The organism is Streptomyces sp. TE5632 (genome assembly GCF_054061295.1).
In genome coordinates this window covers 838,735-863,629 of sequence record NZ_JBSSEA010000003.1, presented here as the reverse complement: position 1 = coordinate 863,629, position 24,895 = coordinate 838,735, and the positions used below count along the sequence as shown (strand labels likewise).

19 protein-coding genes and 1 pseudogene are annotated in these 24,895 nt (G+C 71.9%); 8 read left to right on the top strand and 12 right to left on the bottom strand.

Going from position 1 to position 24,895, the window contains the following annotated elements; all coding sequences use genetic code 11:
- Positions 1-10 precede the first annotated feature (10 nt).
- From ACVW19_RS09065 to ACVW19_RS09045, 5 genes are all read left to right on the top strand, one after another.
- A complete protein-coding gene (locus tag ACVW19_RS09065) occupies positions 11-1,375 on the top strand; it encodes an FAD-dependent oxidoreductase (protein WP_457458219.1) in 1,365 nt (454 codons plus the stop codon).
- 30 nt (positions 1,376-1,405) lie between these two features.
- Positions 1,406-2,449: a UbiA family prenyltransferase gene (locus ACVW19_RS09060; RefSeq protein WP_457458217.1), complete on the top strand. Its 1,044-nt coding sequence runs from the start codon at positions 1,406-1,408 to the stop codon at positions 2,447-2,449.
- A 57-nt stretch (positions 2,450-2,506) separates the two neighbouring features.
- Entirely contained in the window at positions 2,507-4,111 is a 1,605-nt protein-coding gene (locus ACVW19_RS09055) for a class I adenylate-forming enzyme family protein (protein ID WP_457458215.1), read from the top strand.
- Positions 4,112-4,373: 262 nt separating this feature from the next.
- Entirely contained in the window at positions 4,374-5,753 is a 1,380-nt protein-coding gene (locus tag ACVW19_RS09050) for a protoporphyrinogen/coproporphyrinogen oxidase (protein WP_457458213.1), read from the top strand.
- Between the two features lie 232 nt (positions 5,754-5,985).
- Entirely contained in the window at positions 5,986-8,424 is a 2,439-nt protein-coding gene (locus tag ACVW19_RS09045; RefSeq protein ID WP_457458211.1) for an ATP-binding protein, read from the top strand.
- 228 nt (positions 8,425-8,652) lie between these two features.
- Here ACVW19_RS09045 and ispG read toward each other — a convergent pair whose 3' ends face one another.
- The 10 genes from ispG to ACVW19_RS08995 all read right to left on the bottom strand — a co-directional run bounded on the left by ispG (position 8,653) and on the right by ACVW19_RS08995 (position 19,905).
- Positions 8,653-9,789, bottom strand: coding sequence for a flavodoxin-dependent (E)-4-hydroxy-3-methylbut-2-enyl-diphosphate synthase (ispG, locus tag ACVW19_RS09040; RefSeq protein WP_457464501.1), 1,137 nt, complete (start codon positions 9,787-9,789; stop codon positions 8,653-8,655).
- 17 nt (positions 9,790-9,806) lie between these two features.
- Positions 9,807-11,657, bottom strand: a complete 1,851-nt coding sequence (locus ACVW19_RS09035; protein ID WP_457458209.1) for a 1-deoxy-D-xylulose-5-phosphate synthase — start codon at positions 11,655-11,657, stop codon at positions 9,807-9,809.
- Between the two features lie 41 nt (positions 11,658-11,698).
- A complete protein-coding gene (locus tag ACVW19_RS09030) occupies positions 11,699-12,199 on the bottom strand; it encodes a DUF6917 domain-containing protein (RefSeq protein WP_457458207.1) in 501 nt (166 codons plus the stop codon).
- On the bottom strand, positions 12,193-13,146 hold the full coding sequence (locus ACVW19_RS09025) for a Gfo/Idh/MocA family protein (protein ID WP_457458205.1): 954 nt from the start codon (positions 13,144-13,146) through the stop codon (positions 12,193-12,195). The genes ACVW19_RS09030 and ACVW19_RS09025 overlap by 7 nt, the downstream gene beginning before the upstream one ends.
- Positions 13,147-13,173: 27 nt before the next feature.
- Entirely contained in the window at positions 13,174-14,325 is a 1,152-nt protein-coding gene (locus ACVW19_RS09020) for an Ldh family oxidoreductase (RefSeq protein ID WP_457458203.1), read from the bottom strand.
- A gap of 3 nt (positions 14,326-14,328) precedes the next feature.
- Positions 14,329-15,669 (bottom strand): M20/M25/M40 family metallo-hydrolase, encoded by a 1,341-nt coding sequence (locus ACVW19_RS09015; RefSeq protein ID WP_457458201.1) that lies wholly within the window; start codon positions 15,667-15,669, stop codon positions 14,329-14,331.
- A 9-nt stretch (positions 15,670-15,678) separates the two neighbouring features.
- Positions 15,679-16,551, bottom strand: a complete 873-nt coding sequence (locus tag ACVW19_RS09010) for a sugar phosphate isomerase/epimerase family protein (protein ID WP_457458199.1) — start codon at positions 16,549-16,551, stop codon at positions 15,679-15,681.
- Positions 16,548-17,717: a Gfo/Idh/MocA family oxidoreductase gene (locus ACVW19_RS09005; protein WP_457458197.1), complete on the bottom strand. Its 1,170-nt coding sequence runs from the start codon at positions 17,715-17,717 to the stop codon at positions 16,548-16,550. Before ACVW19_RS09005 ends, ACVW19_RS09010 begins: the two co-directional genes overlap by 4 nt.
- Before the next feature lie 57 nt (positions 17,718-17,774).
- Positions 17,775-18,839 carry a polyprenyl synthetase family protein gene (locus ACVW19_RS09000; protein WP_457458195.1) on the bottom strand — a complete coding sequence of 355 codons (1,065 nt, stop codon included), beginning with the start codon at positions 18,837-18,839 and terminating at the stop codon, positions 17,775-17,777.
- Between the two features lie 118 nt (positions 18,840-18,957).
- Positions 18,958-19,905, bottom strand: a complete 948-nt coding sequence (locus tag ACVW19_RS08995; RefSeq protein ID WP_457458193.1) for a 4-hydroxy-3-methylbut-2-enyl diphosphate reductase — start codon at positions 19,903-19,905, stop codon at positions 18,958-18,960.
- Between the two features lie 269 nt (positions 19,906-20,174).
- Here ACVW19_RS08995 and ACVW19_RS08990 point away from each other — a divergent pair, with 269 nt between their 5' ends.
- From ACVW19_RS08990 to ACVW19_RS08980, 3 genes are all read left to right on the top strand, one after another.
- Positions 20,175-21,419 carry a DegT/DnrJ/EryC1/StrS family aminotransferase gene (locus tag ACVW19_RS08990; RefSeq protein ID WP_457458191.1) on the top strand — a complete coding sequence of 415 codons (1,245 nt, stop codon included), beginning with the start codon at positions 20,175-20,177 and terminating at the stop codon, positions 21,417-21,419.
- On the top strand, positions 21,416-22,588 hold the full coding sequence (locus ACVW19_RS08985; protein ID WP_457458189.1) for a DegT/DnrJ/EryC1/StrS family aminotransferase: 1,173 nt from the start codon (positions 21,416-21,418) through the stop codon (positions 22,586-22,588). The genes ACVW19_RS08990 and ACVW19_RS08985 overlap by 4 nt, the downstream gene beginning before the upstream one ends.
- Positions 22,589-22,689: 101 nt before the next feature.
- A complete protein-coding gene (locus ACVW19_RS08980; protein WP_457458187.1) occupies positions 22,690-23,955 on the top strand; it encodes a nucleotide sugar dehydrogenase in 1,266 nt (421 codons plus the stop codon).
- An 82-nt stretch (positions 23,956-24,037) separates the two neighbouring features.
- On the opposite strand, the gene ACVW19_RS08975 is transcribed toward ACVW19_RS08980, so the two are convergent.
- A complete protein-coding gene (locus ACVW19_RS08975; RefSeq protein ID WP_457458185.1) occupies positions 24,038-24,508 on the bottom strand; it encodes a VOC family protein in 471 nt (156 codons plus the stop codon).
- Between the two features lie 108 nt (positions 24,509-24,616).
- A pseudogene (locus tag ACVW19_RS08970) lies at positions 24,617-24,775 on the bottom strand (pyridoxamine 5'-phosphate oxidase family protein); the annotation flags it as partial.
- Between the last annotated feature and the right edge of the window lie 120 nt (positions 24,776-24,895).

The window sequence follows — 24,895 nt, the reverse complement described above, 5'->3', positions numbered from 1 at the left end:
GGGAAATCGAATGAGTCAGCGTGCGAGGACTGCTGTCATCGGCGGAGGGATGGCCGGCTGCGCCGCCGCCAAGGAGTTGCTCAAGGCGGGCCGCGAGGTTGTCATTTTCGAGGCGGCTGCCGGACTCGGCGGCCGGGCCCGTTCGTGGCACCGTTCGGAGATCGAGCCCTCGGTCGGTATCAACCTCTGGTTCACCAGCTTTTACAAGCTGATGTTCGAGCGAATTCACGAGTACGGGCTCGAGGACCAGCTCGTGGAGATGTCCAACAATGTCATCGTCGTGGACGAGGGCCGGCCCGCGGAACTGCTCTCCGACTCGCTGCGCAGCCTGCTCACGTACCAGCACGTCGGCCTCCGCGACCGGATCGGCTTCCTGACCGGCACGATGAAGGAGACGCTCAAGCGCAAGCAGCTCGACATCTTCGACCCGCTCAAGCTCGCGCCGTTCGACGACGGCACCACCGCGGCCGAGTACGCCCGCAAGAGCCTGTCCCAGCGAGGCTTCGACAACCTGCTGCGACCGGAGATCGAGTCGTTCTGGCTGTGGCGCTGCGAGGACGTCTCCGCCGCCCACGTACGGGCGATGCAGGCACAGGTGGCCGGCGCGAAGTTCTTCGTGTTCCGCAACGGCATGGAGGTCATCGCCGAGCGCAACGCCGAGGGGGCCGACATCCGGCTCGAACACGAGGTCACCGACCTCCAGGTGACGGACGGGCGGGTGCACATCACGGCCCGGTCCGCCGACGGCGAAAGCCACTCCGATGTCTTCGACGACGTCGTGGTCGCCACCATCGCGCCGGTCGCCGCCAAGCTCACGGCCGCGCTGCCGAACGACATCGTGGGCCGCGACACCCGCGAGTTCCTGGAGACCCAGGTGTACGAGCCCGCCCTGTCGGTCTCCTACCTCGTCGACTTCAGCAGCATGCCGTCGGAGGCGCACATCGTGGCCGCGGGCGCGGACGACCCGCCGGTGAAGACGATCATCACCTTCCCCCGCAAGGTCAAGGACGCGCAGGGGCGTTCGGTCGACAAGCACCTCGCGTTCGTCTACCCGGGCCGCGCCGAGACGCGCCGTCTGCTCGCGCTGACCCCCGAGGAGCAGTACTCCGAGACGACCCGGCTGGTCACCCGGTTGTGGCCGGACTTCCCCGTCGACGAGGCGGAGCCGTTCGAGATCGCCGTACGCCCGCACGCGATGCCGCTGCCCGCGCCGGGCCGTTACCGGAAGTCCGCTCGGGTCATCGGACTCCAGCACGCGCCGGTCGTCTTCGCGGGCGACTACTTCACCTCACCCATCTCGGAGGCGGCGATGCTCTCGGGCATCCGGGCCGCCGAGAAGCTGACGACGGGCGGGAAGCCGACGGCGGCCCGCTGATCCGGGACCGCGGGAACCAGAGGAGAAGACATGGACGCGTTCACTCCCGCCGAAGCGGCTTCCGGTGCCGGCCGCACCCGCGGCACGGCCCCCGAGGGGTCGGCCGACGCACCGGCGGGAGCCGTCACGGGGCGGCCCGCCGTCGGGGTCCGCAGCCGGTTCGTCGCCTACGCGCGGCTCGCGAAGTTCGAGTTCGTCCTCGACTACTACCTCAGCATGCTGGTGCTGTGGACCGCGCTCGCGAGCGGTGTGCGGTTCGCGCCCGACACGCTGACCACGCTGCTGCTCTTCCTTCTCGGGGAGATCGGGGTCGTCTCCGCCGTGATGGCGCTCGACGACGTGAACGGCATCAAGGACGGCAGCGACCGGGCCAACTACCTGGGTACCGGCGGCACTCCGCTGCGCCCGATCGAGCGCAAGCCCCTGCTCACCGGTGCGCTGACGGTCCCCCAGGCCACCCGCTTCGGCTATCTGAGCCTGCTGTGGGGCACGGTCTTCTGGACGGCGTCGGCGGTCGCGTCTCCTCAGCGGCCGATGTGGGCACTGATCGCCACCGGGCTGGTCCTGTTCGCGGGCTTCCAGTACTCCTGGGGCCTCAGGTTCAGCTACCGGGGCCTGGGCGAAGTCCTCATCATGGGCTGCCCGCTGGTCATCGTGATCGCGCCCTACGGCTTCGTGACCGGACACCTGCCCGCCATGGTGCTGGTACAGGCGGTTCTGTTCGGCCTCTGGCAGATCCTGGTCTCCTGCTACTCCAACACCAAGGACATCAGCGGGGACGCGGCGGTCGGCCGCAGCACGGTCGCCGTGCGCGTCTCGGCACGCGGCAACCTGGTCTTCATCGGCGTGCTGTCCGCCGCGGACCTGCTGCTGACTGTCGGGGCGTCGGCCGTGGGCTGGGCGCCGTGGTGGTTCTTCGCGGCACTGCTGCCTGAACTGATGCTTCGGATACGCCAGTTCGCATCCTTCAGCCGTACCGGTGACGCACTGCTGGCGCGCAGGCGAGGAGTGGTGGCGTTCCGGACGGGCGTCGCCGGCATCGTCCTGGCCAACCTCATCCACTTCGCGAACTGAGGGGCGACGGCCGACCGCCCGAGCCGGCGGCCGAAGCCCCGGACAGGACACACGGACATGGGTACCAAGAACAAACCGACCGGACTCGGCCTGCTCTTCGACGAGCATGCGGCGGCGGGCCGCAGCACCCGCTTCCACCTCAGCCGGCCCTTCGACATCGACCCCGGCGCGGGTACCGAGTTCAGCACGGCCGGTCTCGCCAACCTCGTGCAGCAGGTCTCCGGCCTGCTGTACGAGGCGGGGGCACGGGCCGGCGACCGGGTCGCGATCGCCAAGGACAACCACTGGGACTACCTGATCCTGGCCTGTGCGACCGCGCGCTTCGGAGGCCTCCCGGTGCTGATCGCGGGCAGCCTGCCGGCCCAGACGCTCGGCACCGTACTGAAGAACGCCGAGGCGCAGTTGCTCGTCACCACCGCGGACATCCTGCGCTCGGCCGACGAGCAGGGCGTGGATCTGAAGTCCCTCGTCCCGCGCACGGTGACCGTCGGAGCCGGGGCCCCGGGCGCGGTCGCGCTGGACGACCTGCGCGGCGCGCGCACCCCGAAGGTGTTCAGAACGGCCGGCTACGAGCCGATGATCGCCACTCATACCTCGGGTACCACCGGGGTGCCCAAACTGGTGGTGCACTCCGTCGACACCGTGCTCGGCCACCTCGGCCGCACGGAGTCGCTGCGCTTTCCGATCGTGGCCATGAAGCGCTCCGACACGGTGGCCACCGCCACTCCCTTCAACCACATGCGGATGATCACCTGGAGCACCGGCACGCTGAGGCTGGAGCCCAAGGACGCGTTGCTGCTCGCGGACGCCCACCCGGCCACCGCCGAGCGGATGTTCGCCCGGCGCAGGCCGACGTATCTGGAGGCGGTGCCCGCCACGTACGTCGGCTGGCAGGAGCTGGCCGGACAGCGGCCGGAGCTGTACTCCGACGTACGGCTCTACGTGAGCACCTTCGACGCGATCCACCCGCCCACGGTCCGTCGTTTCCTGCACGCCAGCAAGCGGCGCTTTCCGGCCTGGCTTCAGGGCTGGGGCCAGTCGGAGACCGGCCCCATGACCTTCCGGCTGCTCACCCGCAGGGCACTGGCGGCCGAGGGCGAGCGGCACCCCACGACGCGCGACGTCGGCCGTCCCATCCCCGGCTTCACGGCGATGAAGGTGGTGGACCCGACGACGATGAAGCCGGTTCCGAACGGCACGCCGGGCGTGCTGCTGACCCGCACCGACGGGCGCTGCATCGGTTACCTCGGCGAGCAGCGGCGCTGGCACGACAAGGTGCGGGGCAAGTGGTGGAACACCGGCGACTACGGCGTGCGCACCAGGGCGGGCGGCTTCAGGCTGCTGGACCGCGAGGTGGACGTGATTCCCGGGATGAGCTGCATCGAGCTCGAGGACGTGCTGGCCGACCGGCTGCCACAGCTGCTGGAGGCCGCGGTGATCGGCATACCGGGCAAGCTCCCGCTGCCGGTGCTGTGCACCCGGGACGGCTCGCTGGACGAGGCGGAGTGGCGGCGCGCGACGGCCGACCTGCCCGCCCTCGGGGACCCGCGGGTACTGCCGCTGGAGGAGATCCCGCGTACCAGCACGGGCAAGGTGCGCCGGGTGGAGCTGCGCGAGCGGCTGCTGGGCGAGGAGACGTACGGAACCGGGCGCTGGACCTAGGTCCTGTCGTCGGACTCGCGTCGTCCGCCCGGAGAGCGGGCCTCGCGGCGCCCCGGGGGTCCCTGCCCGAAGAGCTCGGGGGAGTGTGTGCCGGGCCCCGCGAGCCCGGCACGAGCCGAACGAGAGGCCCCGGGGCCTGTCCTGAGGACCCCGGCATCGCGCCCGTCCTGCCCGGGGTCACGTCGTCGTACCAGTCCAGCGGGGCCGCGAGAGCCCCACGGGTCCAGCGGGCCCACAGCGTCGAGAGGGGAGTGCAGCAGCCATGGCTGAGGCGAGCACGGACGTCGATGTGGCCGTCGTCGGAGCCGGGATCGCGGGTCTCACGGCCGCGTACCGGCTGAAGGAAGCCGGCCGCGCGCCGGAGGTCTTCGAGGCCGACAACGACATCGGCGGCCGGATGCAGGCGCGGAAGGAGGACGGCTGGCTGGTGGAGAAGGGGACCGAGACCCTGGCCTCGCACGGCTATCCCGCCACCTGGCGACTGATCAAGGACGTCGGACTGGACCGGGACGGCGGGGTGCTCGAAGTCGGCAGCCTGGCGGGCGTCTGGCGTGACGGCAAGGCGCACGCGGGCAGCGGGCACTGGGTGGGCGCCCTCACCGGCGCCGGGCTGTCGCTCGGCGGCCGGATGGCCATGACCGGGATGCTGGGCGGACTGCTGCCGGCGTTGGGCAAGGTCAGCACCCGGCGGCCGGGGGAGAGCCCGCTCGGCCTGCGTACGGTCGCCGAGTTCGTCGACGGCAGACACCCGGACCTGCACGACTACCTCCTTCAGCCGGCGGCGGGCACCGGCTGGGCCTGGGACACCCGGCGCTCGTGCGTCGCCCCGCTGGTGGCCACGATGGTCGCCACGCGGGGGTTGCACGGCTGGCGCACCTACCGGGACGGGATGGACTCCCTCGCCCGCAAGGTCGCCGCTCGGCTGACCGTGCACACCGGGAGAGCCGTCCAGGAGGTCACCGAGGGTCCGGGCGGCGTGCGGCTGGTCTTCGCCGACGGCAGGGTGGTGACGGCCCGTGAGGCCGTACTCGCGGTGCCGGCGCCGGTGGCCGGAAAGATCTACCCCTCGGCACCCGTCGAGGAACGTCCCTTCCTGGACGCCACGTCGTACTCCCGGATGATCCGGGTGACGTGTCTGGTGAACCGGCCCCTGGCCGTCCCTCAGACGCGCGGCACGAAGAAGGTCTACGCGCTGCTGATCCCGGAGAAGGAGGACGGCTACCTGGCCGGTCTGACCTTCGAGCACTTCAAGGCCGCCAACCGCGCTCCGCGCGGTCAGGGTCTGGTCAGCATGCTGACCGCAGCGCGCGCCACCGACGAGCTGATGGAACGGCCCGACGAGGAAGTCGTCGAGACGCTGCTCGGCCGCGCCGCGAAATACCTGCCCCAGCTGCGTACGGCGCTGGTCAAGTCGTATGTGCACCGGTTCCCCCACGCGGCTCCGGAGGCGACCCCGGACGCTCTGCGGCTCCAGAGCGCGTTCCTCGACCGGCCCGCACGAGCGGTCGAGTTCGCCGGGGACTGGGTCTTCCAGCGTCCCACGAGCGAGGCCGCCGTGCAGGCCGGGGAACTGGCCGCGGAGCGGATCCTGGCCCGGCGGCGGAGCCCCGCCGGGGAAACGGTGCCGACCCCCCGCACCTGACCGACCGGTTCGTCCCCGTGCGCGCCGCAGGTCACCCGCGTCACCGCCTTGCCCGCCCGCCGATCCGTCGGCGGGCGGGCCTTCTCGTCGACACCCCCGTCGTCGGGAACGCGTTGACCAAGCCTTGACCGGTCGTTGGATGGGGTCTGTGAGGTTCCCGTCTAGAGAAAACAAGTCAGTTGTGCGAACAAGATGAGCCACGGGGGCCGAAATGCGCAAACTGGTCAATGGCGTGACAGCAAGGTCGATGCCGGTCAAGGTGGCGCAGGTGGGCGGCGTCCGGCACGCCGCACTCTGCACGCCGCCCGCCGTGCAGCCCTTCACCCACCAGCGGGCGCGCTACGCGCTCACCTCGCGGGTCGGCAGGAACGCGGAACTGGTGGAACTCAAGGCCCGCGCCGCCGCCCCGAACGGGCAGGTGCTCACCCTCACCGGCCCCGTGGGGGTGGGCAAGAGCCGGCTGGCCGCCGAGCTCTTCGAGCAGATCTGCGGCGACTTCGCCGACGGCGGGCGCTACGTGGAACTGGACACGCCCCGGCTGGAGGCCGCCGCCCCCGGCCGAGGGCTCGCGCACGTCGTCGCCGAGGCCCTGGAGCTGACACCGGCTGCCGCCGGCGCGGACGCCGGCGCCCCGCTCGACCTGCTGCGCGATCACCTCGGCGGGCGGGACTTCCTCCTCGTGCTCGACTGCGGAAGGCGTTCCCCGGACGGCATCGCCGAGCTCTGGGAGGCGGTCGCCTCGGCCGCCCACCGACTGTGCCTGGTGACCGTCGGTACCCAGGTGCTCGGGATGTACGGCGAGCACCGCGTCCCGCTCTTCCCGCTGGCGGTGCCCACGGCGCACGACACGGCCGACCTCGGCCGGCTCGGGCAGGTGGACTCCGTACGGCTGCTGGTGGACCGCACCCAGGCGGTACGGCCCGGGTTCCGGCTCACCGAGGAGAACCGCGAGACCGTCGCCGCGCTCTGCCGGATGCTCGACGGACTGCCGCTCTCCATCGAACTGGCCGCCTCACGGCTGAAGGTGAGTTCGCCGCGTGCGCTGCTGGACGAGCTCGGTCGCCGGCCCGGGACGCTGGCGGAGACCGACCGGGACCGGGACGCGGCAGGGGACCCGGACGCCGCGGCGGGTGCGGACGCGCTGGGCCTCGGACCGCAGGCCTTCGAACTCCTTCTACGACTCGGGGTGTTCACCGAGAGCTTCGGTGTCGCCGAGGCCGCAGGGGTCTTCGAACTCCCGCTGGACGTCACCCGGCACGCGCTGGAGGAGATGGTCGACCACAGCGCACTGCTGACCGAGGAGCAGCGGGACGGCAGCATCCGGTTCTGGATGCTGCGCACCTTCCGTGCGCAGGCCCTGGAACACCTGCGGCGGCAGGACGCCCTGGTTCCGGCCCGCGCCGGTCACGCCGCCTTCTTCCTCCGGCAACTGCACGGCATTCGGCGGCAGCTGGAGGGACCCGGGCAGACCGTGGCGCTGGAACAGTTCGGCCACTGGCACCAGGACGTGCTCGCGGCGCTGGAGTTCCTGGTCGAGGAGGGCAACGGTGAGGCCGTGGCGACACTGGCCACCGCCGCGACGCCGTACTGGCTGCTGCGCGGCGAGCCCGGGAGCGCGGTGGACTGGCTCTCCGCTGCCCTGCGGCTCGGCGTCGGACGGCACCGGTTGCACCTCGCCGTGCTGCGAGCACTCGGTGAGGCGCTGCTGCTGACGGACGACCCCGCGGCGGCTCGGCAGCTCCTGGACGAGGCGCTGGCCGCGTACACCGAGTCGGCGGACGGACCGGGGACCGCGACCGTGCGCCGGCACCTGGCCAGGCTCGCCCAGATCGAGCAGAACCTGCCCGCCGCGGAGAACCAGCTGACGCTGGTGCTGGCGGACCTCGACCCGCAGGGCGGTCAGTGGTGCCGGGGGGCAGTGCTGGCACAGCTCGCGGAGGTCCGCCGGGACCGGGGCGATGCGGCGGCGGCCGTGCGGCACGCGTGGGAAGCGGTACGGCTCTTCGAGCGGTCGGAGGACGCCCGGTCCGCGGCCCGTGCCAAGCTCACCCTGGCGGGCCTGACGGGCGCGCAGGGCAACCACGGTCGAGCCGAGCAACTCGCCGCTCAGGCATTGCTGGTGCTGCACGGTCAGGGTGATCTCCCGGAGACAGCACGCGGGTTGGCGATCCTGGCCGAACTGCTCACCCACAAGTACAGCCGCACGGCGGCGGTGTGGGAGCGCGCCGCGCGGCTGCTCGGCGCGGCGGACGCGCTTCGCCGTAGGGTCGGCGACACCCTGGCGGGCCAGCCGGGGGCTGTCAGCGGCACGCTGCTCGACCAGGTCAGCGAGCGTATGGGGAGCAGCGCCTTCGAGAGGGCGTGGCAGGAGGGCGGCCGGTGCACCCCGGACGAGGCCGTTGCGCTGGCCCTCGCCCTGGTCGAACCGGCCGAGCACCAGCCGCACCCGACGGATCTCGTCGGCTCGCTGACCAGGCGGGAGCACGAAGTGGCGATGCTGGTCACGGAGGGCCTGACCAACCGGGAGGTCGCCCGCAGGCTCGGCATCGCGGAGTGGACGGCGGTGAACCACATGCGCAAGGTGATGCAGAAGCTGGGCTGCACGTCCCGCGTGCAGGTGGCGGGCCGCATGCTCCGCCCACTGGAACCCCAAGGCGCCGCCCAGGGCTAGGGCCTGTCCGACGGGTCAGGTCGCAGGGAAACGACGGCGCCCTCATCGGCGCGGGTGAGCGGGGGCGACGGGGGAGCGTGCGGCTGCAAGGCGGCGGAGGACGTGCCGGCCCCCGCGTCTGCGGCATGATCCGCCGCACAGGCCCTGTGAGCTGTCCCGCCGTCCCCGGCGGGACAGCTCACAGGGCCTTTCACCGGGCGTCGCCCGTCGCCCGTCGCCCGGCGGTGCTCAGGCTCCCGCGACGACCAAGGGTTCGCCGGAGGCGACGCCTTCGGCCTCCATCTGCTCGGCGATCTTCATGGCCTCCTCGATCAGGGTCTCCACGATCTTCGACTCCGGGACGGTCTTGATCACCTCGCCCTTCACGAAGATCTGCCCCTTGCCGTTGCCCGAGGCCACCCCGAGGTCGGCCTCGCGGGCCTCGCCCGGACCGTTGACCACACAGCCCATCACCGCCACCCGCAGCGGCACCTCCATCCCCTCCAGCCCGGCGGTCACCTCGTCGGCCAGCTTGTACACATCCACCTGCGCCCGCCCGCAGGACGGACACGAGACGATCTCCAGACCCCGCTGCCGCAGATTCAGCGACTCCAGGATCTGCAGCCCCACCTTGACCTCCTCGGCCGGCGGCGCCGACAGCGACACCCGGATGGTGTCGCCGATCCCCTCACTGAGCAGCGCGCCGAAGGCCACCGCCGACTTGATGGTGCCCTGGAACGCCGGACCCGCCTCGGTCACCCCCAGGTGCAGCGGATAGTCGCACCGCGCCGCCAGTTGCCGGTAGGCCTCCACCATCACCACCGGGTCGTTGTGCTTGACGGAGATCTTGATGTCCCGGAAGCCGTGCTCCTCGAACAGCGACGCCTCCCACAGCGCGGACTCCACCAGCGCCTCCGGGGTGGCCTTGCCGTACTTCTGCAGCAGCCGCCGGTCCAGCGACCCGGCGTTGACCCCGATCCGGATCGGCGTGCGGTGCTCGTTCGCCGCCTGCGCGATCTCCTTGACCTTGTCGTCGAACTGCTTGATGTTGCCCGGGTTGACCCGCACCGCCGCGCAGCCGGCCTCGATCGCGGCGAACACGTACTTGGGCTGGAAGTGGATGTCGGCGATCACCGGGATCTGCGACTTGCGGGCGATGGTGGCCAGCGCGTCCGCGTCGTCCTGGGTGGGGCAGGCCACCCGCACGATCTGGCAGCCCGAGGCGGTCAGCTCGGCGATCTGCTGCAGCGTCGCGCCGATGTCCGCGGTGCGGGTGGTGGTCATCGACTGCACCGACACCGGCGCGTTGCCGCCCACCGCCACCGATCCGACCTGGATCTTCCGGCTCGTGCGGCGCGGGGCCAGGGTGATCGGAACGGACGGCATGCCCAGGGCGACGGCGGTCATGAGGTGAGTGTCCTTCCCGAGGTACCGGATTCGGCGGAGGCCGGGGCCGGAGCGGCGGTCTGTCGGGCCGTACGGGCGATCACCTCGCCGGCCACGGCGTCGGCGGTCAGCCCGCAGTGGGCGAGGACCTGGGCCCGCGACCCGTGGTGCAGGAACTCCTGCGGCAGCCCGAAGTTCCGTACCGGGGTGTCGATCCCGGCGTCGCCCAGGGCCTGCGCGAACGCGGCGCCGGCCCCGCCGACGCGCCCGCCGTCCTCGACGGTGATCACATGCCGGAAGTACGCGGCGGCCTGGACCAGTGTGGGGTTGACCGGCGCGAGCCACCGGGGGTCGACCACGGTCGCCCCGATGCCCGCGTCGGCGAGCTGCCCGGCGACGTCCAGCGCCAGCCGCGCCATCGGACCCACCGAGACGATCAGCACGTCGCGCCCCGGTGCGTTGTGGAGCACGTCGAAGCCGTCGGTCGTGTCGATGGCGGGGATGTCCGCGCCGGTGGTGCCCTTGGGGAAGCGCAGCACCGTAGGCCCCTGCTCCCAGGCGACCGCCTCGCGCAGCAGTTCGCGCAGCCGGGCACCGTCGCGCGGCGCGGCGATGCGGATGTCCGGTACGGCCTGGAAGAGCGTCAGGTCCCACATGCCGTTGTGGCTGGCGCCGTCGTCGCCGGTCACGCCCGCGCGGTCCATCACCAGTGTGACGGGGGCGGAGTGCAGGGCGATGTCGGTGACCATCTGGTCGATCATGCGGTTGCCGAAGGTGGCGTAGAGGGCCAGGACCGGGTGCAGACCGCCGAGGGCCAGGCCGGCGGCGGATGCCGCCGCGTGCTGTTCGGCGATCCCCACGTCGATCGTGCGGGCGGGGAACTTCCGCTGGAACTCCAGCAGTCCCACCGGTTCCGGCATCGCCGCCGTGATCGCGACCACATCGGGCCGTGCCGCCCCGATCCGTACCATCTCGTCGGAGAACACCGATGTCCACGAGGGGCTCGCCGGCGCGGTGGTGGCGGTGGTGGCACGCGCCGGCGCGGCGGGCGGGGTCGCCCGTACGACATGGCACCGGTCCAGCTCGTTGGTCTCGGCCGGTTCCCAGCCGCGTCCCTTCTCCGTCACGACATGGACGACCACCGGGCCACCCAGCGCCGTGGCCCGGCGAAGGGCGTCCTCGACGGCGGCGATGTCGTGCCCGTCGACCGGACCGAGATAGCCGAACCCGAACTCCTCGAAGACGTTCCCCGACGCCGGGCCGCCGCCTTCCTCCGCCGCTGCCCGCAGCCGTCCGAGGTGCGCCGCCAGGCCGCCCACGGTCGGCGCGTACGAGCGCTCGTTGTCGTTCAGGACCACGACCACCGGCCGCTGCGGCGCGCCGCCCAGGTTGTTCAGCGCCTCCCAGGCCAGGCCGCCGGTCAGGGCCCCGTCCCCGATGACGGCGACCACCGCGCGGTCCGTGTCGCCGCTCAGTTCACGGGCGCGCGCCAGCCCGTCCGCGTAGCTGAGCGCCGTCGACGCGTGGGAGTTCTCGATCACGTCGTGTTCGGACTCGGTGCGCGAGGCGTAGCCGGACAGTCCGTCGCGCGTCCGGAGACCGCCGAACGCGGCGCGCCGGCCGGTGAGCAGTTTCTGTACGTACGTCTGGTGGCCGATGTCCCAGAGCAGCGTGTCCTTGGGCGAGTCGAAGACCCGGTGCAGCGAGATGGTCAGCTCGACCACGCCCAGGTTGGGGCCGAGGTGGCCGCCGGAACGGCACACCGTGTCGATCATCACCTCACGGATCTCCGACGCCAGTTGGTCGAGCTGTGCGTGCGACAGCCCGCGGAGATCGCGGGGGGCCGCGATCCTGTCGAGTAGTGCCATGACTGAACCCTCCATGTCCGTGCGGCGGTGGTACGGATCCGTCACGGCCGACTGGTGCCCGGCTCGCCGTCCGTGGACGGCGGCGGCTGGAAGCTGACCTGCGAGCCGGGCCGCAGTCCGGCCTCGGGGCCGGTGAGCGTCCAGGCGGTGTGGATCAGTACGTTGTAGTGGTTGGGGAAGTGGCAGGCGTCGAAGCCCAGGAGGGTGCCGATGGGCTCTCCGTCCACGAGGACGATGTCACCCCGGTCCAGCACCCCGGCCACGGAGATCTCCACGAATCCGAGGAAGCCGACCCGGTCGATCCGGGAGCCCCCCGCGGTCTCCAGGTGGTCGGTGGTGACCAGTTCGTGCAGCTCGCCCCGGCGCACACAGCGGGAGGCGAACTCCTCCAGGCGCATCCCGCGGTCCGTACGGCGGTGCCGCAGTACCTTGACCAACTCGGACCTGACCGTGCGCTTGGCGCCGTTCTCCGGGCTCGGCGCCAGCGGCGCGGGAGTCGGCTGGGCAGGGACCGACGGCCCGTATGCCGTCCTGTTCAGCACGGCGACGCCCCCGCCCGCTCCTGCTCCCCGGCCTGCGCCCGGTACGCCGCGTCGACCAGCTCCAGCATCGCGAGCCCGGCGCGGGAGGCGTCCGTACCGGCGCGTACCGCCTGCTCGAACTCCTGGAGCACGCCGACGTATTCGTGTCGCAGCGAACTCTTGAACCCGTGGTGTCCGGCGAGCATGTCGGCGTGGTGCTCGGTGCCGTCCTTGAGGCGGACGGTGACGTCCTTGGCCTCGCCGTCGGGGTACGACCAGTCGAGTTCGACGGTGGCCGGCACCCCGCCCGCGGAGCGCAGCTCCACCCGCGCCTGCCGGTCGACGCCCTTCTCGTCCCGTACGACCTCGGCGGACTCGACCGTCAGCTCGCCGAGGAACAGGCGTACCACGTCGAAGGCGTTCGGGCCGTTGTCGGCGACGCAGCCGCCGCCGCAGCGCTCGGGATCGAGGTACCAGCGGTCCTGGCCGACGTGCTCCTCGATCTTCTCCAGGTAGCGCACGGTCACCGACTCGACGGCCGCCCCGTCCGGGCCGGCGGGCACGGCACGCAGCAGGGCGAGCACGTTGTCGTTGTAGCGCCGGTGGAACGCCGTGAAGAGCACCGAGCCGCTGCGCACGGCCAGTTCGGTCAGCGCGCGGCCCTCGGCCAGGTCCAGCGCGAGCGGCTTCTCCACGCAGACCGCGACGCCCGCGTCGATCGCGTCCCGGCAGACCGCCGCGTGCGCGTCGTTGGGGACGTTGACCACGATCGCGTCGAGCGGGACCTCGGCCAGCATCCGGCGGTGGTCCCGGTAACAGGGCAGTCCCGCCGCGCGGTGCGGGGCCAGCGCGTCCTCGCGCAGGTCGCACACCGCGACCAGGTCGAGCGTGGGCAGGCCGGGGAAGGCGTCGAGGTAGAACCGGGAGATGACCCCGAGCCCCACCACGGCTGTCCGCAGGGGTTTCATCGCGTGTGTCCTCCTTGGGGGCGTACGTCAGTCGGCGAGGGCGGCCGGGGCGGTCAGGCCGCGTTCGGCGGCGACCGAGTGGAGCTCGTCGAACAGAGCGGCGGACAGCGGGACTCCGCTCTTCTCGTGCTCTGTGGCGCGCTCGGCCTCGAACCAGCCGGGGTAGCGGACGGGACGGTCCTCGTGCACCGCCGGGGAACCGACCAGCGCGTCGAACATCCCGGCCGCGTCCGACTCGAAGTCCTCCCGCGGGCGCAGCTCCGCCGGGGCGACGACCAGCACGGTGAAGCCGATGTCGTCGTCCTGGCCGCTCGGGCTGCCGCTGCCGGACCATGCCTCCGGGGCGGGGCCGAGCCCGGCGCCCGGCAGGAGCGCGCCCAGGACTTCGACGAGCAGGCCGAGCCCGTACCCCTTGAACTCCCCGGTGGCCGGATCGCCGCCGAGCCACTTCAGATAGCCCTCGCCCCGGTCCAGCGCGTGGGGATCGGTCACCGGACGGCCGTCCCCGTCCTCCAGCCAGCCCTCCGGAATGGGCTGTCCGGCCCGCGCCGCGCCCCGGACCCGCCCGGTCGGGACGACGGTGGTGCTCATGTCGAGCACGAACGGGGGGCGCGGACCGGCGGGCGCGGCGAAGGCGAGCGGGTTGGTGCCGAGCAGGGCCGCCCGGCCGCCGGGCGGCCGGATGATGCGCTGCTGACCGCAGTTGGAGACGAGCAGGCAGATCATCCCGCGATCGGCCGCGCGCTTGGCGTGCACGCCCGCGCAGCCCAGGTGCGTGGCGTCGCGTACGGAGACGAGCCCCACGCCGTACCGCAGTGCCCGCTCGGCGGCCAGGTCCACGGCCTCACTCGCCGACCACAGGCCGAGGGCCCGGCGGGCGTCGAGGAGGACGGCGGCGCCCCGGTCGGCCAGCACCTCGGGCTCGGCGGCCGGGTCGCAGCGGCCGTCCTCGAACAGCTTCAGGTACAGACGGGTGAGGTTGGTCAGGCCGTGCGAGGTGATGCCGGTCAGGTCTCCGTGGACCAGGGCGTGCGCGGCGGTCAGGGCCCGCCCCGGGGGCAGGCCGTGGTGCCGGAACACGGCGGCGGTGAACTCCTCCAGCTCGGTGCGGTCGACGCGTCGTGTCGGGGGCGGCGTCGGGGAGTCGGTCGTGTCGGTGGCGGGCGTGGTCGTCGTCATGGGTCAGTTCCCCTGGTCCAGCCGATTGCGTACGAAGGAGATGAGGAGGCGCTCGATGTGCCGTGCGTACCGGTCGAGGTCGGCCAGATCGGCGAACTCGCCCTCGGCGTGGGCCTGGTTGGCGCCGAGATCACCGGGGCCGAAGATCACGGTCGAGGTGTCCGGTACGCCGGCCAGCCAGATCGCGTCACAGGTGAAGGCGGGCAGCCCGGCCGGCCACGGGGCGAGTCCCGCCCCGTCGAGCAACAGCTCGCCGACCCACGCGTCGTCGGTGTACAGCGCGGGCAGGCCGCGCTTGAGCCAGTCCAGCCGGGTCACCCCGGCGGCGTCGCGGGCGGTGGTGGCGAAGGTGGGGCTGTCGGCGAAGAGCTCGCGGAACCGCTCCACCCCGGTCCGCACCACGTCGTCGAGCGCGGTTTCCAGCCTGCGCCCGGTGTCCTGGGAGCCGTACGAGAGATTGATCAGCAACTGCCCGGTGCCGTAGACCTTGTTGTGCATGGTGCCGGTGTTCATCCCGGCCACGCAGACCTGCCCGTCGACCGCGTACGGCGGCAGTTCCGATGCGAGGTGCTGGGCGAGATAGCCCAGGAGCACGGTCGCGTTGTGGCCCGCGCCCGGCTCGTCGTCGATGCCGTCGCGGCCGTCGACACGCAGGCGCGCGGTCATGGAGGCGGTGGCCCTGTTCAGTACGCGGAGTCCGGTCGGCTCGCAGAACACGTTGAGCCGTCCCACGAACCCCTGCTCCACCAGTGGTCTGGTCCCGAACACGCCCATGGCGCCGCCCTCTTCGCCCGAGACGAGCTGGATCAGCACCCCCACCTCGGTGCCGAGCGCGGGGCAGGCCCCGAGGGCGGCCCGCAGCCCGGCGAGCAGTCCGACGGCGGGTCCCTTGGCGTCGATGGACCCGCGCCCGTGGAACCGCGAACCGGTGAACGAGACCGGGCCGCCGCCGGCGACGGTGTCCAGGTGCACGTTGAACATCACCGTGGCCGCGCGCGGCAGCCGGGGGCCGAGCCGCAGCACCATGTTCGGCTGGCAGTCGAGGAATCCGGGCAGGGCGTCGGCCGCCTGGCTCACCGCTCGGGGCACGTCGGAGCGGGTGAGGGCGTCCTGCCCGGCGGGGGCGTGGTGGACGACCCGGAAGCCGAGTTCGGCGGCGGCCTTTGCGAACGCGTTCTGTGCTTCCCAGAGTTCCACCGGCTCGCCGCCGCCGGTCTCCAGCGGTCCGGCGGTGCGCAGGGCGAGCAGGTTCAGGAGCAGTTCCCGGTCGGACTCGGTCAGCCCGGCGGCGGCGCACGCGGTGGTCTGCCGGGGGTGCTGGGCGTAGGTCATGCGGGTTCTCATCTCCGTCCTTCAGTTCGCGCGGTTCGCGGTCGGGGGCGCCGGGCTCAGCGCCCGTACGAGCTCTTCGAGCCGGTGCCCGTAGGCCACGAACTCGTCGAGGTAGTCCCCGGACGGATCCGACCACCCCTCGTGCGGCCGGATGTTGATGTGCGGCTCGATCGACACCACACCGGAGTAGCCCTGGGCGAACAGCAGCCGCAGCGAGTCGGCGACCCGGCAGTCCCCGTCGCCGGGCAGCGTGTAGAACTGCCGGTGGACGTCACCCGTACCGTCCTTCACATGCACATGGGCGACGTACGGCGCGATGTGCGCGAGCAGGTCGTACGCCTCGTAGCCGTACGCGATGCCGTTGCCGACGTCGAAGAGCAGCCGCAGCGCCGGGCTGTCGGCGGCCTCCAGCAGCCGGAGCATGCGCGTGGGGTCGGTGGCGGCCCAGCCCGCGCAGTTCTCGTGCACCAGCACCAGGCCCGCGGACTCGGCGCGGGCCGTGAGCCGGCGCACCCGACGCAGCACCTCGCGTTCCCAGTCGTCTTCCGGGAGACCGGCGTTGGGGTACGACATGATGCGCACACAGCGGGTGCGGAGGGTGGCGCACCGGTCGGCGAGCCGTTCCAGTTCGGCGAGGTCCTCGGAGAACGGGGTGACGACCGTACGGGCCCAGTTGCCGATCCTGGAGTCGACGCAGGAGACGCCGAGCCCGGCGTCGGCGATCCGGCCCGCCACACGGTCGAACGCCGGGTCTTCGAGATCGGCGAGCGGGACGCCGTCGACCGAGCGCAGTTCCAGGCTGTCCCACCCGAGCCTTCGTACCGCCTCGATCTGGCGGTCCAGCCCCGGGGCGGCCTCGTCGCCGATGCCGCTGAAACGGATGTCGGCCCTCATGCCCCGCCCCCGCCCAAAAGCGCGGTGGAGGCGCCCGTCAGGGGCGGCCGGACCTCCGTCGAGCTCTCGCGGGGTCCGCGCGTGGGGATCTCCCGGACCTCGCGGGCCTCTTGTGCGGTGGCCATCAGGTGTGCCTCGTCCAGGAGTTGGACCACGCGCCGGGCGATCGCGTAGTCGTCCGAGACGTCCGGGCCGTCCGAGACGTCCGGGCCGTCCGAGACGTCCGGGCCGTCCGGGCCGTCCGGCCGGTCCGTGCCCGCCCGGTAGTTGCGGTAGGTGTCCTCGATGTAGCTGGTCAGCGCGTCGTCGAAGAGGAGCCGGGGGGCCGCCGTGCCTCCGCCGTCGTGGACGGTCAGGCTGGCGTGGTGGTCGACGTCGCTGATCGGGTAGTGGCCGACGGCATGACCGGTGTCGAACCGCAGCCCGATCCGGCGCTCGCGGATCGGCGAGGTGAGGTCGGAGACGATCTCCGTGGTGACGCCGTCGTGGTGCTCGAGCGTCAGCCGGGCGCCGCCCATCCGGGGGATCACGGTGTCGCCGATCCGCATGTCCGTCAGCGCGGCGTGGGTGATCCGGGCGTCCCCGGCGAGCCTCAGGGCGACCCCGAGCGAGTGCGGCAGCTCCACGTCGAAGGCGGTGGTGTGGTTGTCGGAACGCAGCGTGCGTGTCCACCGGGGCTTGAACTGGGTGAAGGACAGCGAACGCAGCCCGCCCGACGCGCCGTGCCGCACCAGCTCCGCCAGCTCGTGGGTGAGCGAACTGGCCAGCCAGGGCGAGACGATCCGCAGCCGCAGACCGCGCTCACGCGCCAGCATGTCGATGGCCTCCAGCTCGGCGACACCGACGGCCATCGGCTTCTCGACCACGATGCGCGTGTAGCCGAGGTCGGCGAGTTCCTGGAGCGTGGCGAACCGGTCCACCGGCGGGGTGCACACATGGACGACCGTGGTGGCGGGGTCCGCGAGCTCGGCCGCGTGGGCCGGCGAGTTCGCCACCACCAGGCCCTCGGACAGGGCCTGTTCACGGATGTCCTGGAGGTCCCAGATGACGGGCGGGTCCGGTGACCACAGGCCGGATTCGTCGGGCCGGGCGCGCAGCTTGCGCAGCACCGGCCAGTGCAGCCCGAGGCCGGCTCGCCCACCGCCGACGATGAACGTGTTCAGCATGACCAACCTTCGCTCGTGAGGAGACCTGACGACTTCGAGAGGGGACGGGCCGTCGGATCAGCGGTCGCGGTAGGCCACGGCCGATGCCATGTCGGCGAGTTCACGCTTCCACTCCTCGCTGATGGGGGCGGCCGACAGCGCCTCGTGTGCCTGACGCACCAACTCGTCGATCCGGTGCTCCACTTCAGCGCGTACACCGCTGTCGGCCAGCGCCTCGGCCAGGGCCGCGCCGTCCCAGTCGGCGGCTTGGACCAGCTCGCCGACCTGGGCGTCGCGCAGCGCGGCGAGGCTCACCAGGAGTGTCATCTTGTGCTGCGCGATGTCGGCACCCACCGGCTTGCCGACCGCGTCGGCGTCGCCGTACGCGTCGATGAGATCGTCGCGCAGCTGGAACGCCTCGCCCAGCGCGGTGCCGTACGCCTCGAAGGCGGCGGCCGAGGTGGAGTCGCCGGCGATGGCCGCGCCGAGTTCCAGCGGGCGCTGGATGCTGTAGCGGCCGGACTTGGCGTTGGCGATGTAGCGGGCCAGCTTCGGGTCCGGGAGGGATGCCGCGGCGACCGTGACGTCCAGGTGCTGACCGATGATCATCTCGCTCACCAGCCGGCCCCAGACCCGCCGGGCCTCGGCGGGCAGCTCCTGGATGAGCTGTCCGGCGTACGAGAAGGCCAGGTCGCCCGCCAGGACGGCGATGCCCTCGCCGTAGCGACGGGCCTCGCCCTGCCAGCCGTGCGCCCGGTGCTGCTCGATGTGCCGGACGTGGACCGTGGGCTCGCCGCGGCGCAGGGCGGAGTCGTCGATGACGTCGTCGTGGATCAGTGCGAAGGCGTGCAGCATCTCGATGGCCGCAGCGGCGTCCACCACTCGGGAGTCGGCGCTGTCCCCGCCCACCGCGAGGAATCCGGCCGCGCAGAAGGCGGGTCGCAGCCGTTTGCCGCCCGCGCGGATCAGTTCGCCCACGGCGTCGACGGGGACCGCGGCGCGCGCGTCGACCGCAGCCCAGCGGGAGCGCTCCGCGGTGAGGAGGTCGTCGAGCCGCTTCTCGGTGCGGTCCAGGACGGCCGCGCGGGACCGGGCGGCGACCCCGACGTGCTCGACGGCCGGTGCGGGCGGTGAGACGGTCATGAGTGTTCTCCTGTCGTGTCGGCTGTCTGGTCCCTGCGGCCGCTGCGGCCGCGGCTCGGACTCCGGGTCGGGGCCGGCGGCACGACTCGGGCGTACGGGGCCGGCGGTGCGGCTCCCGTCAGGCGGACGGACGCGCCTGGGCGAGGCCCGGCGGCAGCTGGAAGACGACGTCTTCCTTGGCGGTGACGGACAGCTCCACCTCCTGGTAGCCCAACTGGTGCAATTTTTCGAGCAGTTGGTCGACCAGTAGTTCCGGCGCGCTGGCGCCCGCGCTCAGTCCGATCGTCCGCACCCCGTCCAGCCAGCTCGTGTCGAGCTCCGAGACGTCCGGCACCAGATGGGCGGCGGTTCCTTCGCGGAGGGCCACCTCCACCATGCGTACCGAGTTGCTCGAGTTGCGCGACCCGACGACCAGGACGAGATCGCTGCGTGCGGCGATCTGCCTCACCGCGACCTGCCGGTTGGTGCTCGCGTAGCAGATGTCGCCGTCGGCGGGGCTGCGCAGGTCGTCGAAGCGCTCCCTGAGCACGGAGACGATGCCGGCGGTCTCGTCCGTCGAGAGCGTGGTCTGCGTGAGCACCGCCACCGGGGTGTCGCGGGGCAGGTCGAGCCGTCGCGCGCTCTCCACGCTCTCCACGATCACCGTGCGGTCGGGGGCCTCGCCGTACGTGCCCTCGACCTCCTCGTGGTCCGCGTGGCCCACCAGCAGCAGGGTGCGGCCGTCGCGGGCGTAGCGCCGTGCCTCCTGATGCACCTTCGCCACCAGCGGGCAGGTCGCGTCGATGGTGTCGAGCCGGAGGGCCTTCGCGTTCTCGCGGACCTGTGGGGCCACTCCGTGTGCGGAGAACACACACACCGCGCCGGGCGGTACGTCCGCCTCGGAGTCGACGAAGACCGCGCCGCGCCGCTTCAGCACCCCCACCACGTAGTGGTTGTGCACGATTTCTTTTCGCACGTAGACGGGAGCTCCGTGGACCTCCAATGCCTTCTCGACGATTTCTATCGCCCGGCGTACCCCCGCACAGAATCCGCGTGGCTCGGCGAGGATCACTCTTTTGTCGGTCACGACTGGAAACTCCTGTCGATCCGTGGAATTGGACTTCACCGTCGAGCAAACGAAGAGACAGGTCAAGGTTTTTATGACCGGCAATAAGTAAAGAGCCAGGTAATAGGCAGAGTCCTGCACGCGCTTGCCTGCACTGTCCCCCCGCGAGTGCCAATGAGTTGCCGGGTGATTGCTATCGAAGGCGTGTCGGCGTGCGGTCTACGTTCGATCGGACGTCAGGAACGTTCACGAACCGCACCGCTGAGAACCGCTGACACGAGTGGAGTGAAATGGACAGCAAGGCGACGCCGGCCGCGGGGAACGTCCCAGCCATCGCTGTGGACGCAGTCCCGTTCTTCACCCAGGCGGAGTCCTTCGAGCGGCTGTGGCCACGCCTGAGCGCGTATCTCGACGAGGTGTGCGAGTCGGGGACGTACTCCAACGGGCCGAAGACCGCCGAGCTGGAAGCCGCGCTGCGCGCCTACACCGGCGCCCGGCACGCCGTCGCGGTCGGCAACGGCACCGACGCGCTGGTCCTGCTGCTGCGCGCGGCGGGGATCGGCCCCGGCGACGAGGTGATCGTTCCGGCTTTCAGCTTCTTCGCGTCCGCCAGCTCGGTGGCGCTGGCCGGGGCGGTGCCGGTCTTCGTCGACGTCGACCCGCTCACCTACAACCTCGACCCCGGCGCGATCGAAGCGGCGATCACCCCGCGCACCAAGGCCGTCATGCCGGTGCATCTGTTCTGCCAGCCCGCCGACATGGCCTCGGTGCAGGCAGTGGCCGAACGCCACGGCCTGCTTGTCCTGGAGGACAGCGCGGAGGGCGTCGGGATGCGGCTGAACGGACGGCACACCGGGCTCATCGGCGCCGGCGGCGTGCTGTCGTTCTTCCCCACCAAGACCCTGGGAGCGCTCGGCGACGCCGGAATGGTGCTGACCGACGACGACGCCCTCGCCGGTGCCGTCCAGCGGCTGCGCGACCACGGCCGGCCGGCTCTGCCGCCCCCGGCGGCCGGTGCCGGCAAGAAGCCGGCCGACGCCCCGGCGGCGCGCGCCGAGCGGGCACGGCAGGGCGAACTGGCGGGCACCAACAGCAAGATGGACGAACTCCAGGCCGCGGCCCTGCTCACCAAGCTGACCACTCTGGACGACGACATCCGCCGCCGCGCCGTACTGGCCGACGCGTACACCCGCAGGCTGCGCGGCATCCCCGGCGTCCGCAGGCTGCCGACGGTCGTGGAAAGGGGCGAGCCGGTGGACCCCGTCTTCTACGTCTACCTGATCGAGACCGACCGGCGCGACGCCCTCGTCTCCCACCTCGCCGCCGCGGGCATCGGCACCGAGACCTACTACCCGCTGCCGCTGCACCTCCAGCCGTGCTTCGCCCATCTCGGCCACCAGGAAGGCGACTTCCCGCACGCCGAGGCGGCCAGCCACCGAACCGTGGCCCTGCCGCTCTACCCCGATCTGACCCTCACGCAGATCGGCCGGGTGTGCGACGCCGTCCGATCCTTCTTCACCGGGAGTACGTCATGACGATCGAGACGTGGACCCCGCAGGCCCCGTCCCGCGCCGCCGCCTGCGAGGACATCCCCTACGCGTACACCCTGCTCCCCGACAGCGAGCGTGAACTGCTGCGCGAGGCGCTGTACGCGGTCGGCACCGACCCCGAGCAGAAGTTCATCCTCGGCCGCCGCACCGCCGAGCTGGAGCGGCGACTGGCGGACCGCGCGGGTGTGCGCGACGCCGTCGCCTGCGCCAGCGGGACCGGGGCTCTGACCCTCGCCCTGCGGGCCGTCGGGGTGGTTCCCGGCGACGAGGTGATCGTGCCGGCCTTCGGGGCGGAGCCGCTGGCCGCGACGGTGCTCGGCATCGGCGCGGTGCCGGTCTTCGCCGACGTCGACCCGCTGACGATGGTCATGGACCCGGTCGACGCGGAGAGCCGGGTCACGGACCGCACCCGGGCGGTCGTCCCGGCCCACACCTTCACGACGATGGCCGACATGCCCGCGATCCTGGCCTTCGCGCGGCATCGCGGCATCGCGGTCGTCGAGGACGCGGCGGTGGCCCAGGGCGCGACGCTGGGCGGTCGGGCGGCCGGTACCTGGGGAGACGTCGGGCTCTACTCCTTCTTCCCGGTCAAGCCGTTCGGGATGCCGGGCGAAGGTGCCGTCGTCCTCTCGGACGACGCCGAACTCGCCACCGCGGTCAGACGGTTGCGCAACCACGGGCAGGACGGCGTGCAGCGGTTCGTGCACCACGAGATCGGCTTCAACAGCCGCTTCGACGAGGTGCTGGCCGGCTTCCAGCTAGCCCGGCTGGAGCGTGCCGACGGCATGGTCACCCGGCGCGCCGCCATCACCGAGCACTACAACGCGCGCTTCGCGGCGCTGAGCGGGAACGGCCTGATCGCCCCGGCCAACGGCGCCGACGGCCAGTGCCACTACGTCTACGCCGTGCAGACCATCTGCCGGGACTCGCTCGCCGCCCACCTGGCCGCCCACGGCATCGGCAGCCGCGTCTACTACCCGGTGCCGCTGCCGCGCCTCGCCGCCTTCGCCGCGTACGCCGGTGAGGGGGCGCACGGGCGGCGTCCCGGTGCGGAGCTGGCGAGCGCCCGGCATCTCGCGCTGCCACTGAACCTGAATCTGACGAGCAGTCAGGTGGAACGAGTTTCCGACGTGGTCTGCGCCTTCTTCGACTGACCACGGGTGCGGCTCCCCCGACCCCGCCCCCAGCCCGACCGGCTCGGAGCCCCCCTCCGGCCGAGTTGCAGAGCGAGACTTCTTTCGATACGGGAGCAATCGTGAAAAGCAAGGTCGTCGTTGTCGGGCAGGGATACGTGGGCCTGCCGCTCGCGGTCCGGGCCGCACTGGCCGGCCATCAGGTGGTCGGCTACGACGTGGACACCGACCGCGTCAAACGGCTCATCAGAGGTGAGTCCTACGTCGAGGACGTCCCCGACCGGCAGCTCGCCGTCGTCCTCGACCAGGGCTCCTACCTGCCGACCACCGAGCCGGCCGACCTCGACGGCTTCGACGTCGCCGTGGTGACCGTGCCCACCCCGCTGCGGGACGGTGCACCCGACCTCTCGTACATCGAGTCGGCTGCCCACACCCTGGCCGGGCGGCTGCGCCCCGGCGCGACCGTGGTCCTGGAGTCCACCACGTATCCCGGCACCACCGTCGAACTGCTCGTCCCGCTACTGGAGGAGGGCTCGGGCCTGGTCGCGGGCGACGACTTCCACCTCGGCTACAGCCCCGAGCGCATCGACCCGGGCAACCCCACCTGGCACCTGGAGAACACGCCCAAGGTGGTGTCCGGCATCGACGCGGCGTCGCTCACCGCCGTACAGGCCTTCTACGACACGGTCACCAGCACCACCGTGCCGGTGCGCACCACCGAGGTCGCCGAGCTGTCCAAGCTGATCGAGAACACCTTCAGGCACGTCAACATCGCGCTGGTCAACGAGATGGCGATGTACGCGCACGAACTCGGCGTCGACGTCTGGGAGGCGCTGGACGCCGCCGCGACCAAGCCGTTCGGGTTCATGCACTTCACCCCCGGCCCCGGAGTCGGCGGGCACTGTCTGCCGGTCGACCCGGAGTACCTTTCCTGGCGGGTACGGCGGACGCTCGGCCGCAGCTTCCAGTTCGTGGAGCTGGCCAACCACATCAACGGACACATGCCCGACCACGTCGTCCAGCGGCTGCTGCTCGCCCTCAACGCCCGCCGCAGGCCGCTGGCCGGCTCCCGCGTCCTGCTGCTCGGTCTCGCCTACAAGCCGAACACCAGCGACGCACGCGAGTCGCCCGCGCTGCGGGTGGCGGAGCTGCTGCTGGGTCTGGGCGCCGACGTGCGTGCGGCCGACCCGTACGTGGTCGAGGCGGTCACCGTGAACAGCGACCTGACCCGCTGCGCCTTCTCCGAGGAGGAGCTGACGGCGGCGGACGCGGTGGTGCTGCTGACCGACCACGATGCCTTCGACTACGAACTCCTCGCCCGCAGCGCGGACTTCGTACTGGACTGCCGGCACCGGCTGGAGACCGGCCCCACGGTCGAAGTCCTCTGACCGGCGGACGTGCGGCGGACCGCGGGAGCACCCGGCGGAGGAGCACGGCAAGCGAGACGGCCGGCCGTGACGTGAGGCCCTCCTACCGACCGTCCGCCCGGTCCGCCCGTGCCGCCTGTCCCGCCATGCTCGACAGGAGCCGGTGCAGCGGCTCCGTCGCCCGGCGGCGGTACTCCTGGACGGCCCAGCCGTTGCCGTCCGGGTCCTTGAAGTACATGAACGTGGCGCCGTCGTCCGGGGCGTACTCGACCGGCTCGGAGATCTCCAGGCCGCGGGCGGTCAGTTCGGCGCGGGCCGCCTCGATGTCGGCGACGCAGAGCTGGAGGCCCTGGTAGGAGCCGGGGGTCGGCCGGGTGTCGCCCGCCATCTCCCAGATGCTGTCGCCCAGCGCGATCGAGCAGCCGGAGCCGGGAGGGGTCAGCTGGACGATGCGCATGCCCGGCATGACCTCCTGGTCGATGTCGACGTGGAAGCCGACCTTGTCCCGGTAGAAGTCCCGGGCCCGGTCGATGTCGCTGACGGGCAGCGGGAGCACTTCGAAGGTCATGTCCATGGGCACAGCTCCTGTGTCGGTCCGGCCGGCTGTCCTGACCGCCTGGACCGTTCGGCCCGGCTGGGCCGGACGGGCGGTCCGGCCGTCCGGCGGGCGTCGGCCTCGGCATCACGCGTACCGCCACCTCGTCCGGCTGAACGGCTCCCCCTCACCGAAGCCGAAAACGGTGCGCGGCGCCACCGAGAACACGACGGCGTGTCCCGGGCCGTGGCGGAAATACCCGTCCCGGACCTCGAAGTGCCGGAAGCCGCCGTACAACGAGGGCCACATGGGCCTTTGGCGACGCGGAGAGCGTGCCCGTCTCGGACGTCCGGTCGGTCATGGGTACCTCGGCAGTCGGGTTCGGGGCGGCAGGATTCGCTTTCGCCTCGAAAGGTCGGGCCCCGC

Coding starts and splice junctions, on each gene's coding strand:
- ACVW19_RS09065 (WP_457458219.1), top strand. CDS start 11: ATGAGTCAGCGTGCGAGGACTGCTGTCATCGGCGGAGGGATGGCCGGC.
- ACVW19_RS09060 (WP_457458217.1), top strand. CDS start 1,406: ATGGACGCGTTCACTCCCGCCGAAGCGGCTTCCGGTGCCGGCCGCACC.
- ACVW19_RS09055 (WP_457458215.1), top strand. CDS start 2,507: ATGGGTACCAAGAACAAACCGACCGGACTCGGCCTGCTCTTCGACGAG.
- ACVW19_RS09050 (WP_457458213.1), top strand. CDS start 4,374: ATGGCTGAGGCGAGCACGGACGTCGATGTGGCCGTCGTCGGAGCCGGG.
- ispG (WP_457464501.1), bottom strand. CDS start 9,789: ATGCCGTCCGTTCCGATCACCCTGGCCCCGCGCCGCACGAGCCGGAAG.
- ACVW19_RS09035 (WP_457458209.1), bottom strand. CDS start 11,657: ATGGCACTACTCGACAGGATCGCGGCCCCCCGCGATCTCCGCGGGCTG.
- ACVW19_RS09025 (WP_457458205.1), bottom strand. CDS start 13,146: ATGAAACCCCTGCGGACAGCCGTGGTGGGGCTCGGGGTCATCTCCCGG.
- ACVW19_RS09020 (WP_457458203.1), bottom strand. CDS start 14,325: ATGACGACGACCACGCCCGCCACCGACACGACCGACTCCCCGACGCCG.
- ACVW19_RS09015 (WP_457458201.1), bottom strand. CDS start 15,669: ATGAGAACCCGCATGACCTACGCCCAGCACCCCCGGCAGACCACCGCG.
- ACVW19_RS09010 (WP_457458199.1), bottom strand. CDS start 16,551: ATGAGGGCCGACATCCGTTTCAGCGGCATCGGCGACGAGGCCGCCCCG.
- ACVW19_RS09005 (WP_457458197.1), bottom strand. CDS start 17,717: ATGCTGAACACGTTCATCGTCGGCGGTGGGCGAGCCGGCCTCGGGCTG.
- ACVW19_RS09000 (WP_457458195.1), bottom strand. CDS start 18,839: ATGACCGTCTCACCGCCCGCACCGGCCGTCGAGCACGTCGGGGTCGCC.
- ACVW19_RS08990 (WP_457458191.1), top strand. CDS start 20,175: ATGGACAGCAAGGCGACGCCGGCCGCGGGGAACGTCCCAGCCATCGCT.
- ACVW19_RS08985 (WP_457458189.1), top strand. CDS start 21,416: ATGACGATCGAGACGTGGACCCCGCAGGCCCCGTCCCGCGCCGCCGCC.
- ACVW19_RS08975 (WP_457458185.1), bottom strand. CDS start 24,508: ATGGACATGACCTTCGAAGTGCTCCCGCTGCCCGTCAGCGACATCGAC.